This is a genomic window from Vibrio sp. MMG023 (assembly GCF_021654215.1).
Classification (GTDB): Bacteria; Pseudomonadota; Gammaproteobacteria; order Enterobacterales; family Vibrionaceae; genus Vibrio; species Vibrio jasicida.
In genome coordinates this window covers 215,985-232,171 of record NZ_JAKFZP010000004.1, presented here as the reverse complement: position 1 = coordinate 232,171, position 16,187 = coordinate 215,985, and the positions used below count along the sequence as shown (strand labels likewise).

The 16,187-nt window shown below is 47.8% G+C and carries 14 protein-coding genes; 5 read left to right on the top strand and 9 right to left on the bottom strand.

The genetic code is table 11. The features are described 5' to 3' along the window. The first annotated feature begins 138 nt into the window (after positions 1–138). Both L1076_RS14490 and L1076_RS14485 read left to right on the top strand, forming a co-directional pair. The gene (locus tag L1076_RS14490) at positions 139–1,302 is read left to right on the top strand and encodes a MerR family transcriptional regulator (RefSeq protein WP_237303854.1); all 1,164 of its coding nucleotides are present in this window, start codon (positions 139–141) and stop codon (positions 1,300–1,302) included. A gap of 7 nt (positions 1,303–1,309) precedes the next feature. Beyond that, complete coding sequence (locus L1076_RS14485) at positions 1,310–1,882, top strand: N-acetyltransferase (RefSeq protein WP_237303853.1); 573 nt, start codon at positions 1,310–1,312, stop codon at positions 1,880–1,882. A 121-nt stretch (positions 1,883–2,003) separates the two neighbouring features. On the opposite strand, the gene L1076_RS14480 is transcribed toward L1076_RS14485, so the two are convergent. From L1076_RS14480 to blaCARB, 3 genes are all read right to left on the bottom strand, one after another. Beyond that, on the bottom strand, positions 2,004–3,056 hold the full coding sequence (locus L1076_RS14480) for a zinc-binding dehydrogenase (protein ID WP_237304060.1): 1,053 nt from the start codon (positions 3,054–3,056) through the stop codon (positions 2,004–2,006). Beyond that, on the bottom strand, positions 3,056–3,571 hold the full coding sequence (locus L1076_RS14475; RefSeq protein WP_005435424.1) for a TetR/AcrR family transcriptional regulator: 516 nt from the start codon (positions 3,569–3,571) through the stop codon (positions 3,056–3,058). Before L1076_RS14475 ends, L1076_RS14480 begins: the two co-directional genes overlap by 1 nt. 129 nt (positions 3,572–3,700) lie before the next feature. After that, the gene (gene blaCARB / locus L1076_RS14470; protein WP_009706224.1) at positions 3,701–4,552 is read right to left on the bottom strand and encodes a CARB/PSE/RTG family carbenicillin-hydrolyzing class A beta-lactamase; all 852 of its coding nucleotides are present in this window, start codon (positions 4,550–4,552) and stop codon (positions 3,701–3,703) included. A gap of 228 nt (positions 4,553–4,780) precedes the next feature. Between blaCARB and L1076_RS14465 the strand changes: the two genes are divergently transcribed. Continuing rightward, the gene (locus tag L1076_RS14465; RefSeq protein WP_237303852.1) at positions 4,781–6,112 is read left to right on the top strand and encodes a ferric reductase-like transmembrane domain-containing protein; all 1,332 of its coding nucleotides are present in this window, start codon (positions 4,781–4,783) and stop codon (positions 6,110–6,112) included. Between the two features lie 110 nt (positions 6,113–6,222). Then, positions 6,223–6,753 (top strand): hypothetical protein, encoded by a 531-nt coding sequence (locus L1076_RS14460; protein ID WP_042602548.1) that lies wholly within the window; start codon positions 6,223–6,225, stop codon positions 6,751–6,753. 118 nt (positions 6,754–6,871) lie between these two features. Here L1076_RS14460 and L1076_RS14455 read toward each other — a convergent pair whose 3' ends face one another. Further along, positions 6,872–7,780, bottom strand: coding sequence for a LysR substrate-binding domain-containing protein (locus tag L1076_RS14455; protein ID WP_237303851.1), 909 nt, complete (start codon positions 7,778–7,780; stop codon positions 6,872–6,874). 151 nt (positions 7,781–7,931) lie between these two features. On the opposite strand from L1076_RS14455, the gene L1076_RS14450 reads away from it, so the two are divergent. After that, the gene (locus L1076_RS14450; protein WP_038865217.1) at positions 7,932–8,459 is read left to right on the top strand and encodes an autotransporter domain-containing protein; all 528 of its coding nucleotides are present in this window, start codon (positions 7,932–7,934) and stop codon (positions 8,457–8,459) included. Positions 8,460–8,538: 79 nt separating this feature from the next. Here L1076_RS14450 and L1076_RS14445 read toward each other — a convergent pair whose 3' ends face one another. The 5 genes from L1076_RS14445 to L1076_RS14425 all read right to left on the bottom strand — a co-directional run bounded on the left by L1076_RS14445 (position 8,539) and on the right by L1076_RS14425 (position 16,178). Then, a complete protein-coding gene (locus tag L1076_RS14445) occupies positions 8,539–9,075 on the bottom strand; it encodes a copper-binding protein (RefSeq protein ID WP_237303850.1) in 537 nt (178 codons plus the stop codon). A gap of 76 nt (positions 9,076–9,151) precedes the next feature. Then, positions 9,152–12,361 carry an efflux RND transporter permease subunit gene (locus L1076_RS14440; protein WP_237303849.1) on the bottom strand — a complete coding sequence of 1,070 codons (3,210 nt, stop codon included), beginning with the start codon at positions 12,359–12,361 and terminating at the stop codon, positions 9,152–9,154. Between the two features lie 2 nt (positions 12,362–12,363). Further along, positions 12,364–14,082, bottom strand: a complete 1,719-nt coding sequence (locus L1076_RS14435) for an efflux RND transporter periplasmic adaptor subunit (RefSeq protein ID WP_237303848.1) — start codon at positions 14,080–14,082, stop codon at positions 12,364–12,366. 146 nt (positions 14,083–14,228) lie between these two features. Next, positions 14,229–15,620 (bottom strand): TolC family protein, encoded by a 1,392-nt coding sequence (locus L1076_RS14430; RefSeq protein WP_237303847.1) that lies wholly within the window; start codon positions 15,618–15,620, stop codon positions 14,229–14,231. Positions 15,621–15,755: 135 nt separating this feature from the next. Continuing rightward, positions 15,756–16,178, bottom strand: coding sequence for a hypothetical protein (locus tag L1076_RS14425; protein WP_237303846.1), 423 nt, complete (start codon positions 16,176–16,178; stop codon positions 15,756–15,758). Between the last annotated feature and the right edge of the window lie 9 nt (positions 16,179–16,187).

The window sequence follows — 16,187 nt, the reverse complement described above, 5'->3', positions numbered from 1 at the left end:
ATCTCGGCCAGAATAAAAACGCCCACAATGCGAATGTATTGTGGGCGTTTTACTTCTTGAATCTTTTTCTACAATTCATGTTGACCTGTCTATAACTCTACAGTTTAAGATGCTTTCATCAGCGCTGAGGAAAATTACATGTATCGGATATCGGAACTGGCAGAAATGCTGGGTTTGTCTCGCACCACATTGCTCTATTACGAGAAGATTGAACTCATCAAAGGGCAACGGTTAAGCAACGGCTACCGCGCGTATAGCGATGCGGATCTACAACGCTTGCGTTTGATCCAGCAATTGCAGAGTGGCGGACTGACGCTCAAGGAGTGTAAAGCCTGCTTGGAAGCCAAAGTCGATCGCCAGTTGATGCTGGAAAGGCTCAAACAGCTCGATGAAGAGATTGAGCAAAAGCAGAAATCGCGCCAGCTGTTGGCTGCATTGCTTGGTGAAACACCGTTAACCGATTGGCATGAATCGTTGGATGAAGTCGCGCCGGATGCGCACTTGAAATGGCTGATGACGCAAGGTTTTAGCGAGAAAGAAGCCCTTCACTTACGTTGGTTATCAAAAGATATGAATACTCACGACGACTACATGGCGGACTTCTTCCGCGTGTATGAAGCCTTGGAGTTTTGGGGCCCAGGTTCAGAACAAGATACGTTGAAAGCATTGAGCCTATTGCCAACTCAACCTGATGAAATATTGGAAATCGGGTGCGGGCAGGGCATTGCGACTCGTACTTTGGCAAAACATGCACACGTCACTGCGGTCGATAACGACGAGCCGTCTTTGCAACGCCTACAAGGCAAAGCTGAGGCTCTTGGCTTAAGTGACAATATCACCACGGTGTGTGCGAGCATGACAGAACTGCCATTTGTAGAAGGCTCGGCCGATGTCATTTGGGCAGAAGGCAGTGCTTACATCATGGGTGTGGAGAACGCATTCAAAGTATGGCGCCCATTGCTTAAAGACGGCGGTATCTTAGTGGTGAGCGATTTGGTTTGGAACACGGATACACCAAGCGAAGATACGGTGGCGTTCTGGCAAAAAGAATACCCAGATGTGGGCAGTGTCGAGAAGCGTATTGCGCAGGCGAAAGCAGCAGGCTACCGAGTGTTAGAGACGTTCCCAATTAGCCAAAAGGCATGGGATAACTACTACGTTCCTTTAGATGAGCGTGTGCAAAGTTTGAAAGCTGAGATGCCAGCATCACAAGCATTAAAAGACATACAAGTTGAATTAGATATCGTTAAACGCTGTGGAAATGAAGTGGCGTATCAGATGTATATCTTACAAAAAGAATGATAGAAAAATGGACGAAACAACAAATCAAAATACTCAAAAATCTAACTACACACTTTCTCAGTATGAGAGAGGCATGAGCAGCGAGATGATCGCTTTGTTTACTCAAACCTTTTCTGATTCTGAAGGCGAAGCAGAAGGCAAAACCATTGGCTTACTCGTCGGTGATTTGTTAACTACAACGTCAGAGCAAGAATTGAAAGGCTTTGTTGCGAAACAAGGTGAGCGCTTGATTGCAGGCGTGTTGTTTACACCGCTACGTTTTGAGAATGGTGAAGTGGGTTACTTGTTGTCGCCAATGGCAACGCTAACAGAATGCCAAGGTAAAGGCGTAGGACAAGCCCTGATCAACTCTGGCCTTGAACACTTGAAACAGCAAGGTATCGAGTTGGTGTTTACCTACGGCGACCCTAACTTCTATTCGCGCGTTGGTTTCCAACAAGTGACGGAAGCGCAATTCAAAGCGCCTCATACTTTGAGCTTTCCACATGGTTGGTTGGCACAATCACTTGCCGGTGAATTGACGTCAATCCAAGGCTCATCCTCTTGCGTGCAAGGTTTGGATAGTCCTGCTTACTGGTAACCCATTAAGCTAAGGCAATTGTTTATCTAACCTGAATGAAAAAGCCCCTCTGCGATGAACTTGCAGAGGGGCTTTTAATACGTTCTATAAAGGTCAACAGACCTTAATGTAGAGATAGGTATTACTTCACTGTAAGGACCATCTTGCCTACGTGTCCCTTCTCTTGGAATGCCGCTTGCGCTTGGTTGATGTTTTCAAGTGGGAATGTCTGTGCGACTAATGGTTTGATGTTGCCTTGTTCAATATGATGAACCAAGTTTCCAAACACTTCAGGCTCAAGGACAGTACAACCAAAGAAGCTGAGATCTTTGAGATACAAAGTGCGCACGTCTAGCTCAACCATCGCGCCGCCAATGGCACCTGATACCGCGTAACGACCTTTCGGGCGCAAGACTTCAAGGAATTCTGGCCACTGGTCGCCAGCAACCAAATCAATCACCACATCGACGCTGTTATTGCCAAGCGCTTCAACAAGATTTGCATTGCGTGGCACGACTTCATCTGCGCCCAGATCCAGCACTTGTTCATTTTTGCTTGGGCTTGTGATGGCAATAACAGTAGCACCGCGCGCTTTGGCAAGTTGAATCGCCGCAGAGCCCACACCGCCGGAAGCACCAGAAATCAGGACACGATCTCCTTTGGCAACACGAGAGCGAGTGAGCATGTTTTCTGCCGTTGAGTACGAACATGGGAAAGACGCAAGTTCAACGTCAGTCAAAGCCGTCTGTAGCTGGTAAGCGTGCTTAGCAGAGACCACAGTGTATTCTGCAAAACCACCGTCGCATTCTGAGCCAAAGTACCAAGGTGGATTAATGGTTTCGCCATTTACATCGCTCAAGCAAGGTTCAATCAGCACGCGTTCACCTATGCGGCCTTCATCTACCATACTACCCACGGCTACGATCTCGCCACAGACGTCAGCGCCTTGAATACGTGGGAGAACCAGTGCATTACCACTCCAACTTGCGTCCTCGCTGTCGTTGTCACCTTTTGAATACCAGCCAATACGCGTATTGATATCGGTATTGTTCACGCCTGCAGCGGATACGCGAATCAGCACTTCATTCTCTTTTGGCGTTGGGACAGGAATATCTTGGCGGTATTCCAACATTTCTGGTCCGCCGTGACCGGTCAATAGAACACCTTTCATTGTGGTTGGTAGTGTTGTCATGATTAATCTTCCTTTAGCAATCTTAAAACAGCTTGTTGCGCAGAGTTCAGAGCCTCGTTACCCAGTACTGGCCAAGCGCTGGACACGCCTTCGTGCAATAAGAACAGCTGCGTGGCAAGGTCTTGGCGAAGGCTCTGTTTACCCAAAAATTGTCGAACGTCTTCTTTGTGTGCTTTCACGGTTTGGTTAATGATGTCGTGCTCGGGAAATGCCGCAATCGCGTTCATCGACATACAACCATGCGGTGCGTAGTCTTCCATCCATTGTTTGAGCTTGTTGAATACGTGCTGAGTCGCTTCTAGCCCCGCCTGTGGCGAGTTATCCAGCAGGAAGTTTAAGTAGCGCTGGTGGCGGTGTTCTAACGCAGCCACGATCATGTCTTCCTTAGATGGGTAATGCTTGTACAAGGTGCGGAGGCTAACGCCACAGGCCGTCTTGAGCTGTGCCACACTCGGCTCGGCAAATCCAAGCTCGCTAAAAGCTTGCTCTAAACTGGCGGCGATCTGTTCTTTCAACATAGCGTCTTCTCATGGGTAGAATGAATGTTCTACCTTTAGAGTAGAGCGATCGTTCTACCTGTGTCAACCAAGATCGTTGACATAAAAAAACGGAGCCCGAAAGCTCCGTTTTAAATCATCAAGTTAGCGCTAAATATTTTTGTATTCGTCCAACACCAACTGGCTAATCTGAGCGATGACTTGGTCGCGCGCCTGCAACGATAAATCGGTCTCAGTAATGTAAATGCTGATGTAAACCGGTTTATGGTTTTCTTTCCAGATCATCGCCGTGATACCACGCGAGCCAAACCCGCCAGCGCCAGAACGATCGGCAATCGACCAGCCTTTTGGCAACACCGAGCGCATCAAAGAATCGGAGACTTTGTTGTCTTGCATCCAAATCTTTAATTGAATGCGTGACTCGTAAGATAGCGCATCACCTTCTAGCAGGGTGTGTAGAGTGTTTACCATGGCGTTAGGCGTTGTTGTATCTTGCTTGTCGCCCGGTTTTGCTTCATTCAATCTTGGTTCAAAACGGTCAAGACGAGTGGCCTTATCACCGATAGAACGCAAGAATCTGGTTACACCATGCGGGCCACCAATGCTGCGTAAAACAATGTTGGCGGCGGTGTTATCGCTCATCAGCATTGCGGCTTCACAGGCATGTTCAATACGGGTAGTTTGGCCTGCCATTCGATCCATGACAGGTGACCACACCACCATGTTGCGCTCTTCGACTTTCGCGGTGGCGTTTTTATCAAGTTTTTCGCTGTCCATATCTTTCAGCATGGTTGCGCACGCCAGCGTTTTAAAGGTGCTCATCATTGGGAAGCGCTCGTCGCCACGATAATCCCACTTTTCGTCTGTTTGCGTATCCCAAACAGAAACACCAATACGACCCGTAATGTGGTCTTCAATTGCGGAGAGGTCTTCATTCAGTTTGGCGGCGTACGTTGCACTCGAACAGACTAACAATCCGAGTAGCAGAAATAGCTTTTTCATTATTGATTTTCTTAGTGTTATTTATTCCAGTTCGCACCTTGGCGAATTTAGCCGGAACTATAACGAGTGAATACTCTAATGACTGTTAGATTCTTGTCTTTTTTCTGTAGGAATCCTTGCATATGTCGAGCTTTACCCGCTTTTACTCTTATTGACGTTGCTTTACATGTGAAGCGCTAAAGTAAAGTTGTCGATTAACCGATTAACCGATTAACCGAGTAACCAATCATGAAAACATTCCGCAATCTCATCTGGGCAATGATCGCCGCGATGTCCGTATTATGGTTTGCGATGGAACCGCAGCTTTTCTCTTCTACCAATGTCTTTGAATGGCGATCTGCCATGATCCAATATTCAGGCATTCTGTCTTTGATGCTGATGTCGATCACCATGGTGTTGGCAATGCGTCTTCCTGTGGTTGAAAACTGGCTGCACGGCATGGACAAAGCGTATCGAGTGCATAAATGGCTCGGCATTGGTGGCGTTGCATTAGGTCTTGCGCACTGGCTTTGGTATCAAGTGCCGAAATGGTTAGTCATGTCTGGTGTATTAGCAAGACAAGAGAAACACACAGGTACAGGGCCTGAGGGTAACCTCTCTGGAATCGAAGCTTGGGTTCATGGTCTGCGCGACCTTGCTCAAGGCATGGGTGAGTGGGGCTTTTACATGCTGTTGGTTTTGCTGGTGATTTCTCTATGGGGCGCAGTGAAATACAAACCCTTTAAACTATCGCACCGCTTTATGTCGGTGGCGTATCTACTGATTGCGATTCACTCCGTACTGCTGCTCAAACGCGCGTATTGGGGCGAGCCTGTTTACTATCTTACTGTTGGTTTTGCAGTCGTCGGTTCGGTTGCCGCACTTTACAGTTTGTTTGGCTTTGTTGGTCGCCGTAATAAACATTCTGCGGTTGTGGCGTCGACACGTTACTTCCCTCAAGCTGAAGTGATGGAATTGGTCGTGAAACCAAATGCGTCTTGGCAAGGGCACAAGGCGGGGCAATTTGCTTACTTACGTTTTGGTGATGAAGATGCCCATCCGTTCACCATCGTCTCTAGCAGTGAAAGTGATGAATTACGTTTCCTAATCAAAGAGCTAGGCGATTTTACTACCGGCTTGTATGAGCGCGTAAAAGCGGGCGATGCTGTGATGGTTGAGGGGCCTTACGGACGTTTGGAATTTGATGTAGAGAAACCTCAAATCTGGATTGCTGGTGGGGTAGGGATTGCTTCTTTCTTTGCTGCTTTGGAAGCATTGAAAGTGCAAGCGCAAACTAGCGACGTTCATTTGTTTTACTGCAGTCGCGGTATCGACGGTCAGTTGGTCGATGAACTGTGGCACTTAGCGCACCAAGCAAGCGTCAAACTGCATGTGATAGATACCATGACATCGCCACGTTTGAATGCTGAACGTATTGCGGCTCAGTGTGGTGATTTGAACCAGTATCAAATGTATTTCTGTGGACCAGAAGCGTTCTCAAAAACACTGAAAAAAGAGCTGGATGCGCATCAATTTAATATTGAGCAGAGTTATCACGAAGAGCTATTTATTATGCGCTGAGTGTCAAGATTGTTAGTCATGAGTTAGCTCAGCGGTGAGCTTTTTAAGCCTCAATTTCGATATTCAGAAATGGGTAGGGTAATAAGCAAATCCAAACCGAGAGAGTAAAGATGACTATCACATCAAAACGCATTCTAGCGCTGACAACATTGGCAACAGTGACCGCTTCTAGCCACGCATTGGCAGAAGGCCGCAACAACTCAATTGAAGCGGGTGCGACCTTCGTTGGCGACCACGAAATGTACACCTTGGGTTACAGCCGTGATGTGGGCAACAACATCGTCACTGGTGGTGGTATTTTTGTTGGTTCTGACGCAATTGATATGCCCGTAAAGAACGATCAAGACGCTTGGGGTATGTACGCGAACATTGGTTACCGCTTTGAAATTGCTGAGTTCGATATCATTCCTAAGCTTGGTATCAACTACTTTAATGCGGACGTTGATATCAATAGCGGCACCCACTCAGGCCAGAGCATGAACATTGATAGCGTGTACGCTTCTGTTGGCGGTACGGTTAACTGGCGCATGGTTGGTCTAACAGTTGATTACGGTAAGATCAACGACTCAGCGGTTAACCCGATCAATGGTAAAGAATTTGAAGAAGATGTGGTTCGCGCTACGTTGAGCTTCAACTTCTAACGTTTTTCATCGACCTTTATATTTTTGTCGTTTTATTTTTACTGCACACACTGCTTGTTTGCCGCCTGTACTGGGCGGCTTTTTTGTATGTCCAGTATGCCAGTAATGACCATTGAAGTTACAAATCGTTGAGAATATCGGATAGGTGCTTTTCTAATTTCACTATCGTTGGGTGTTGATAATAGCCACGGTGAAATTGCAAACCAATATCGAAATACATCTGTTGATTGTTTTGAATCAACGGAATCTTTTTGATGTTTTGTTGTAACACTGAGTCAGGCAAAGTAAAGCAAATCATCACGTAATCGGTTTTAGTTAGCCAGTCTAACGCTGCATGAACAGAGGGGACGGTGAGGCGTTTGGTTAGCGCGAAACCCAACTGACGTTTCACTCTCTCATAGTAAATTGCATCATCGAGCGCACCCATGGATACTCGTACTAACTTTTCACTTTGTAAGCGCAGAATATCAATTTGTTCTGCTTGCCAGAGTGGATTGCTCTTTGAGGTATAGAGATACAGGCCAAGTTCGCCAATTTTTCTTTCTACCACACGCTCATTCATCACCGAAGGGTAACCTGAAATCCCAACTGCAAGTGACCCTGCTTTGGGAAACTCAATACCGTCTAAATTCCAGTCAACCATAGAAAAATCGTCAACATTTTCATGTTGCTCAAGCAACTCTAGTAAAGGAGTGGTTAGAAGAGCACTAAGAGGATTAGGGACGAAGAAACGAAATTGCGTTGGTTGAGAGGCGGCTTCAAGTACATTGATTTGAGTCTGTGCTGACTCTAGCTGTTCAAGGGGTTCTTCAATAAGACTCATCAGTTGGCTGCAAAACAACGTAGGTTGGTAAAGCCCCTTACTGGCGATAAACAACTCATTTCCAAACAACACTCGGCAATCGGCTAATTGGCGATTAAATGTTGCTCGACTGATATCGAGTGTATGACACACTTTAGGCATCGATTTTTGTTCAAAGATCAAATGCAAAAAGCGGTATAGATTGAGGTCGATAGAGTGTTTCACAAGAGCCCTTTAAATAAAAAAACACATCGATTAATACGACATTGTGTGTTGATTTAAGGTTCAAATTTGAGTCTCTTAACCGTCAAAAATGCGCACGTAATCCACGTATTCTGAGAGTGGTAAATCGACGTATTCATAGCTCGGAGGTGTCATGCTTAAAGATCTGGTTGGCTTATTCATTTTGGTGCTTTTGCTAAGTGCTCCAGTATTTGCAGAAGAGAGAGAACCCTTTATCGCGGGTGGCGTGACGTTTTTGGATAAGCATGAGGTCTTGAGTGTAGAGATGGGCGCAGAAGTGTTACCCAATATCAATTGGTCACTTGGCTTCAACGCACCGATAGACAGTGGTGAGCAAGAGCACTTCGGCACGCATTGGGCAGAGAAGCAAGTTTGGGGATTACATACGGCATTGGGCTACGAAATTCGCGTGAATGACGTGTTGGCGATAACGCCGCGTATCGGGTTGAATTACAACAATGTCGAGATTGAGTATTTTGAAGAAGAGACGGGTGAGTATGTCGACACAGACAGCCAAAACAACTTTGAACCAACCTTAGGTGTTAAAGTCGATATTGCCAGCGTTGGACTTATTGTTGAAGGCTACAAAATTGACGAGGACATCAGCTTATCGGAGGAAGATGAGATGGCGGTTCGAGTCATGGCAGCCTATAACTTCTGAGCCGATGCCACTGCGTAAGCATGGATTCAGAGAAAAAAGGAGCTGAAATGTCAGCTCCTTTTTGATGTGCAAGTACGATTTACAGCGTAATGTTCTTCGTCATGCCCGCCTCTGCATGCCCTGGAATGTTGCACGCGAACTCAACGTTGTTGTCACCGTGGAAATGCCACAATAACTGCTTCGCTTTACCCGGTTCTACCGTTACAGAGTTGCCCGAGTCGTGCATGTGATCGCCACTCATTGTCTTCATCATTTCGCGATGTTCTAGCTGCTCTTTAGCCGAACCAATCGTAAACTCGTGGTTGATCTTACCGGTGTTCATGACTACAAACTGCACCACATCGTTTGGCTCAATCTTAACGTCTTTCTTGAACTTGATGGTCATGTCATTACCCAAGATAACGTGTACCACCTTGTCTGGCTTTGCGCCTTTTGCTGGCATACCTACTGCCGACATGCCCGGCATATCCATCATGTTTGAATGGTCCATTTTACTGTGGTCCATCTTCATGCTGCTGTGGTCCATATTTTCATGCTTCATGTTTGAATGATCCATTTGGGCAAACGCAGTCGTTGTTGTTAGGGCTAGAGCAAGAGTAATTAGTGTCTTTTTCATTTTTATATCCTTGTTTTAATTCATTAATAACTTGGTTGCTTCCCCTCAAAACGGCATGTTTGAGGGAAGGTAGGGATTAAGCCTTGTTACCAGTGCGATCTGTGCTGTCGGCGTTTTCGATTTGGTTGCCAGCTTGCGTGTTTGTTTGACTAGGAGTTGAGTTGCCTGAGCGCAACTCGCGTTGTTTCCACAGCTTGAAGATGGCTGGAAGTACCAACAGCGTCAGCAGCAGTGCCGATGCCATACCACCAATCATTGGTGCGGCGATACGTTGCATCACTTCTGACCCTGTCCCTTCGCCGTACATGATCGGAATCAGACCAATAATGACCGTCAGTACCGTCATCATTACTGGGCGAACACGTAAGCCTGCACCTTCGCGAATGGCATCGGTTAGGTCTTTCGCCTCAAGCTTCTGTTGGCTCTCTTCCGCATCGAGTTTTTTGTAGTGCCATGCTTGGTTAAGGTAGACGAGCATGATGACCCCAATTTCAACAGCGACGCCTGCTAGGGCAATAAAGCCGACCCCAACGGCAATCGAGAAGTTGTAGTTGAGGATATGCATGAGCCACAAACCACCGACCATAGCGAGCGGCAGGGTAAGCATGATGATCATCACTTCGCCGACACGACGGAAGCTGAAGTAAAGCAGCAGCATAATGATGGCGATGGTGATTGGTACCACGACACTCAAGCGGTCTTTCGCACGTTCCATGTATTCGTATTGACCAGACCAAGCCAGCGAGTAACCCGCAGGAAGTTCTAGTTGATCGGCCACGACTTGCTGTGCTTCCACGACGTAAGAGCCAAGGTCACGACCATCGATGTCGACAAATACCCAGCCGTTTGGACGCGCGTTTTCCGTCTTGATCATCGGAGGGCCGTCTTCGTAACGAATGTCCGCTACGTCAGCCAGCGCAATACGAGCGCCATTTGGTGTCACCAATGGTAAGTTTTGCAGTTTAACCACTGAGTCGCGGTAGTCTTGTGGGTAGCGAACGTTGATTGGGTAGCGCTCCAAGCCTTCAATGGTTTCACCCACATTCATGCCGCCCACCGCAGTGGAGATCACTTGCTGAACGTCTTTGATGCTCAAGCCATAACGCGCTGCGGCACGACGTTTAATGTCGATCGTGACATAACGACCACCTGTTACACGTTCCGCATAAACCGATGCTGTACCTTGTACGCCATTAAGAATTGGCTCCAGCTGAGAGCCGATCTTCTCTATTACTTTCAGATCGGGACCAGCGATCTTAATGCCTATAGGGGTTTTGATGCCCGTTGCTAGCATGTCAATACGCGTTTTGATCGGCATTACCCAAGCGTTAGTAAGACCAGGGAACTGAACCAACTTGTCGAACTCTTTGCGTAGTGATTCGGTTGTTACTCCTTCGCGCCATTGATCGCGTGGCTTCAACTGAATCACGGTTTCAATCATGGTGAGTGGCGCAGGATCGGTTGCAGTTTCAGCTCGGCCAATCTTGCCCCATACGGTTTTCACTTCTGGAACGGTTTTGATCAGCTTGTTGGTTTGTTGTAGAAGCTCACGCGCCTTACCAATCGAGATACCCGGATAGGTCGTTGGCATGTACATCAAGTCGCCCTCATCCAGCGGCGGGATGAACTCGCTACCCAGTTTACTGGTAGGGTAGTAAGCCGAAGCCATCAGACCTAATGCGATAACAATCATGGTCTTAGGGTATTTTAAGCTGGTGTTCAACAGCGGACGGTACAATGCGACCAAGCCACGGTTAACCGGGTTTTTGTGCTCCGGTAACACCTTACCGCGAATGAAGTAGCCCATAAGAACAGGGACGAGTGTGATTGCCAAACCTGCTGCCGCTGCCATGGCGTAAGTCTTAGTGAACGCAAGCGGCGAGAACATCTTGCCTTCTTGGCCTTCTAAGGCGAACACCGGTACGAAGCTAAGAGTAATGATAAGCAACGAGAAGAACAGCGGTGCGCCAACCTCTTCTGCGGCTTTGCCAATTACTTGCCAGCGGTTCTTGTCGGTTAGTGGCGTTCGTTCAATGTGCTTGTGAACGTTTTCAATCATTACGATTGCACCATCCACCATGGCACCGATGGCAATCGCAATACCACCCAAGGACATGATGTTGGCGTTGATGCCTTGCCAATGCATTACGATAAACGCAGTGAGAATGCCAACCGGTAGACTCAGAACGATAACCAATGAAGAACGAATGTGGAACAAGAACAGCGCACACACAATCGCAACGACGATGAACTCTTCTGCAAGCTTCTTCCATAGGTTTTCTACCGCTGAATCGATAAGGGTAGAGCGGTCGTAGGTTGCCACAATTTCCACGCCTTCTGGCAGGCTGTGTTGTAGGTCTGCTAGCTTGTTTTTGACTTTCGCAATCACTTCACTGGCGTTTTCACCAAAGCGCATCACGATAACGCCACCGACCGCTTCACCCTCGCCATTCAGCTCTGAGATACCACGGCGCATTTGTGGACCAAGGTTAATGTCTGCGATGTCTCCTAATAGCAACGGCGTGCCTTTCTCAGTGACTTTGAGAGGCAGTGATTTGATGTCTTCAATGCTGGTTAGGTAACCCGTGGTACGAACCATGTGCTCGGCTTCGGCCACTTCGATAACGGACGCGCCGGTTTCTTGGTTACCGTTTTGGATTGCCATGTTCACTTGTTGCAGAGTGAGGTTGTAAGCACGAAGCTTGGCAGGGTCAATCTGCACTTGATACTGCTTCACCATACCGCCCACGGTCGCAACTTCAGAAACGCCATCAACGGTTTGCAATTCGTACTTCAAGAACCAGTCTTGCAGGCTGCGAAGATCGGCCAAATCATGCTTGCCGGTTTTGTCTTGTAATACGTAGCTGTAAACCCAGCCCACACCCGTTGCATCAGGACCTAGCGTTGGTTTTGCGTTCGGTGGCAGCTTTGGTGCTACTTGGCTTAAGTACTCCAATACGCGTGAACGTGCCCAGTACATGTCGGTATCATCGTTGAAAATGATATAAACGTAAGAGTCACCAAAGAAGGAGTAGCCACGAACTGTCTCAGCACCCGGCACGGCAAGCATGGCGGTGGTGAGTGGGTAAGTAACTTGATCCTCGACGACTTGAGGAGCCTGACCCGGATAGCTTGTCTTGATGATCACTTGCACATCAGAAAGATCCGGAATCGCATCAACAGGCGTATTCTTTACACTGTAAAGTCCGCCTAATACAAGGGCTAAGGTCGCGACCAACACTAGGAATCGGTTGCTCAGTGACCAACGAATAATAGCATTGATCATAATTAACCCTCGACGGCTGTTGTTGCAGGAACTAGCTGTTTAAGAACGTAGTCAGATCCTTGTTTTTCAACTAGAAACCGAACTTTCTGTCCTTCTTCAAAACCCGATAGATCAACGTCTTCACCCACAGAGAAGTTCATCTCGCCCGCATCCCAGTTCCATTCTGCAACCGGTAGGTGGTTTAAGGTGATCATGCCAAAATCAGCCATCAGCATCGTGATGTCACCAGTTAGCCAAACTTCTGCTGCAATGACGCTGTTGTCTGCCCTATAGTCAACGATTTGGTACTGACCGGACTCCGTCTTTTGCATTTCAAATTCGATAGCCTGACCTTTTTTCAAGTCACCCATCTCAACGCCATCTGCAAAAGTGAAGTTCATTACCATGCCCGGCCAATCCCATTCTGGTACAGGCTGGTGGTTGATGGTCAGCATACGGTGATCTTTCATCACATCCGTGATCTCACCTTTGGCCCATGCAGTTTCTGCTGCCGCTTCTACACCATTGATGCGAGACAGATCCGCCGACTGGCTTGATTCAGAATCGAGCATGAAGTGAGATGAAGTAACGATCTTATCGCCTTGTTTAAGTCCTTGTAATACTTCGATTTGTTCGCCAGCTTCACGGCCAACTTCAATTCGAGCTGAGCGGTATTTGCCTTCGCCCTCAGCCAGAACAACGCGAGTCATACCGCCAGAGCGAATAACAGATGATTTAGGAATCGTTAACACTGCGTCGTCAGTGACAGGCTGCAAGGCAATGTTTGCGAACATGTTTGGCTTCAATGCGCCATCTGGGTTAGGGAATTTAAGGCGCACACGCAACGTACGTGTTTTCGGATCAAGGATTGGGTACACGTAATCTACGACACCTTGCCATTCATTACCCGGAATCGCGTCAAGGGTCATCGTGGCTTGAGAGCCCGCTTTCATCCAGTGCGCTTGACGCTCAAAGACTTCCGCATCAACCCAAACATTGTCCAAAGGACCTGCACTGATCACCGCTTGAGCAGGGGACAAATAGCCACCTTCACGCACGTTTAAGCTCGCGATAACGCCATCAGCAGGAGCTTTGATTTCAATGGTTTGCGATGCTTTACCACTACGAGTAATGGATTTGATTTGAGCACGGTCAACCCCAAGCGTTACCAAGCGTTCGGTCGCGCCTTTTACCAGACCTTTGCGGCCAGTGCGGTACGCATTCAGCAATTCTTCTTGTGCTTTAACCAGTTCAGGAGAGTAGAGCGTGAACAGCACATCGCCTTTCTTCACTTTCTCACCCACGGCATTGATGGAGAGTTTTTCTACCCAACCCGCCACACGAACGTTGGTTTGCCATAACAGACTTTCATCAAAGGCAATATAACCAACGGTTTCGATGCGTGGTGATAACTGCTGTAGTGTCGCGTTTGCGGTTTTAACCCCGAGGTTATTTTCTACTGAAGGGTCGATAGTCACAGTACCCGGTGCGTCTTGTTCACCGGATAGATCTTCTGCGTAAACCGGGATCAAATCCATGCCCATTGGGGATTTACCCGGTTTGTCGCGTTTGTAATTCGGATCCATTGGGGCAACCCAGTAAAGCGGATCATTAGAGCTTGCAGCAGATTCGCCACCCTTCGCACTCATGTCGTGAGGCGAGCCCGTAAGAAAATGATTAGCACCAAACCCTAAAGCACCACCAACAATCAGCGCGATGGTTGCAATCTTAAATGTTTTCATTGTTTTACCTTATTTTCCCCTTCACATTTGACGCTACAGCGTTGTTGCCTGCTCTCGTTCACCCAAATCACATAGCAGATCTATGCTCATGGGATTCTCTCGTTTGCCGCCTAGCTGTAGCCCCAACTGTCTTGGGGAATCACAAATTAATATGTCGAAATAGAGCGAGCTTCCGGTGAAGCCACTTGGTAGTCGAAACCACCGAGTAGGGTGGCTAAATTGCTGTTTGCGATGTTGAGATCGGTCAGCAGACGTTGTTGCTCTAATTGCAGAGCCAACTCGTCAGTCGTGGCAGAAATCACATCGTTAAACTGCGCTGTGTTGTTTTGATAACCCCGCTCAACGGCTTGAATGCGCGCTTTCGCTTGAGGCAATAAGGTGGATTGATAACGTTCTAAACGCTGGGTTAAGTTGCCGCGATCAACCAGCAAAGTGTTCACCTTGGCATTCATCTGCGTTAGTAAGGTGTCTTTTTGCGATTGTGCCGCGCCAACTTGGTATTGAGCGGCCGCGAGATTGCGATCTTGGCGGTCACCTGTGAACAGTGGAATGTCCATGGTGAGGTAAGCGCTAACCAAATCAGAGGCGGGCTCACCCATCATGTTGTCGGCTTGGCGGTAGGCGTACATTACTTCGACGCCAAATTGTGGGTTGTAGGCTTGCTCAGCAATTTCCACCTGCGTTTTATTGGCAGAAATGCTGACGTCGGCCATCTTAACCATCGGGTGTTGGCTGAGTTGCTGATAATGCTTGGTGGAATTCTGACTCACAGCAAGTTTGCTGTTCAGTGTGTCCCAATTAAGTTGATTGCTCGCGTGCAGAGCCTGTTCGTTTGCCAACCAATCTGACCCCAACCATTCGGAGAGTTGAGAGATAAGACGACGTTGCATTTGTGCGTTGGCTTGCAGTTTCTCATCCAACTTGCTGACTTGAAGTTGGGCGTTGAGCAGATCTTGCGCTTCACTCTTACCAATCGAATAGTTGGTTTGAATAAAGCTTTCCATCTCCTTCATCAACTTGCGGTTCTCAAGCATGATTTGCTCCGCGCGTTGCTGGTAACCAAGCTCTAACCAAAGTTGAGTCATGCTGTTGGCTACCTCAAGCTCACGAGCATGAACTTGAAGCCCAAGGCCGTCGGCTTGTTGATTGGCTTTCTTCTGCTGTAAATCAAGCGTAGAGCCACGCTCAAACTGTTGCATTAAACCAACGGAGATATTGGTCATTGGGTCTTCATCGAATTTGAAGCTGTCGACAGGCAAGCCACCAAAACCCACTTTTAGTTTTGGGTCCATCAAGGTCGCACTCGCGACGCCCGTTTCACGCATGGCAGCAGATTGCGCTGAGTATTGCTTACGATTGCCATCGTTACTCAAAGCGACGTTGATCAGTTGGGCAAGCTTGGTCGTTGAAGCTCGCTCACTTGATGCGGAATTTTGCGCTGCGTGCGTCTCTTTACCTGCGGCGTTAACCAAGGTTGGCGCAGCGAACATAGCCACCATAAAAATAGGTGCAGCTAAGCGGTATGGTTTGATATCCATAATCTAAATCCAGTGTTCGCCGGATCGATGGAGGTGCGGATTTTATTGCGGGAACAGTAAAGCCTTGTTACCTCATCGTTCAGGCGCATTAAAACAACCTGCGATATACGCGCAGGGTCGAATGCTAGGACGGATTTAGGCTATAGGAGGTCGGTATAGGTCGCGGCTTACGTGTACGACAGGGGAAGCAACTTCAGGAGTAATAGTTGTGCGATAGACAACGGGCATTGGGCTATTGATAGGATTCGGTAGGGGGACGAAAACTATCGTACACGCGGCAGTACAGCAGGTATGAACCATGCCGGAGCCTCCACCACAGTTCATGCTGGTTTCTCTTGCATCGCCATCTTCGGACATAGAAGCGTCAGTCATGGAGACGTCCATCATGCCAGGCATACCGCAGTGTTCGCTGTCACTCATCATAGAAGGATGGTGAGCCATGCCAGTAGACATCATTTGAATATTCATCAACGGCTCACTGTTCGCCACACTAGATACCAATAGTACTAGCGTAGTGAAGAGAGTTAACCAGATTGTATGCAGCGATTTTAAGTGCATACCCTTTCC

What these genes read in the sequence shown, in the direction of transcription:
- L1076_RS14460 (WP_042602548.1), top strand. Translation starts at nt 6,223, where the DNA reads ATGACTATCACATCAAAACGCATTCTAGCGCTGACAACATTGGCAACA.
- L1076_RS14445 (WP_237303850.1), bottom strand. Translation starts at nt 9,075, where the DNA reads ATGAAAAAGACACTAATTACTCTTGCTCTAGCCCTAACAACAACGACT.
- L1076_RS14430 (WP_237303847.1), bottom strand. Translation starts at nt 15,620, where the DNA reads ATGGATATCAAACCATACCGCTTAGCTGCACCTATTTTTATGGTGGCT.
- L1076_RS14450 (WP_038865217.1), top strand. Translation starts at nt 7,932, where the DNA reads ATGCTTAAAGATCTGGTTGGCTTATTCATTTTGGTGCTTTTGCTAAGT.
- L1076_RS14475 (WP_005435424.1), bottom strand. Translation starts at nt 3,571, where the DNA reads ATGTTGAAAGAACAGATCGCCGCCAGTTTAGAGCAAGCTTTTAGCGAG.
- L1076_RS14490 (WP_237303854.1), top strand. Translation starts at nt 139, where the DNA reads ATGTATCGGATATCGGAACTGGCAGAAATGCTGGGTTTGTCTCGCACC.
- L1076_RS14435 (WP_237303848.1), bottom strand. Translation starts at nt 14,082, where the DNA reads ATGAAAACATTTAAGATTGCAACCATCGCGCTGATTGTTGGTGGTGCT.
- L1076_RS14465 (WP_237303852.1), top strand. Translation starts at nt 4,781, where the DNA reads ATGAAAACATTCCGCAATCTCATCTGGGCAATGATCGCCGCGATGTCC.
- blaCARB (WP_009706224.1), bottom strand. Translation starts at nt 4,552, where the DNA reads ATGAAAAAGCTATTTCTGCTACTCGGATTGTTAGTCTGTTCGAGTGCA.
- L1076_RS14485 (WP_237303853.1), top strand. Translation starts at nt 1,310, where the DNA reads ATGGACGAAACAACAAATCAAAATACTCAAAAATCTAACTACACACTT.
- L1076_RS14440 (WP_237303849.1), bottom strand. Translation starts at nt 12,361, where the DNA reads ATGATCAATGCTATTATTCGTTGGTCACTGAGCAACCGATTCCTAGTG.
- L1076_RS14425 (WP_237303846.1), bottom strand. Translation starts at nt 16,178, where the DNA reads ATGCACTTAAAATCGCTGCATACAATCTGGTTAACTCTCTTCACTACG.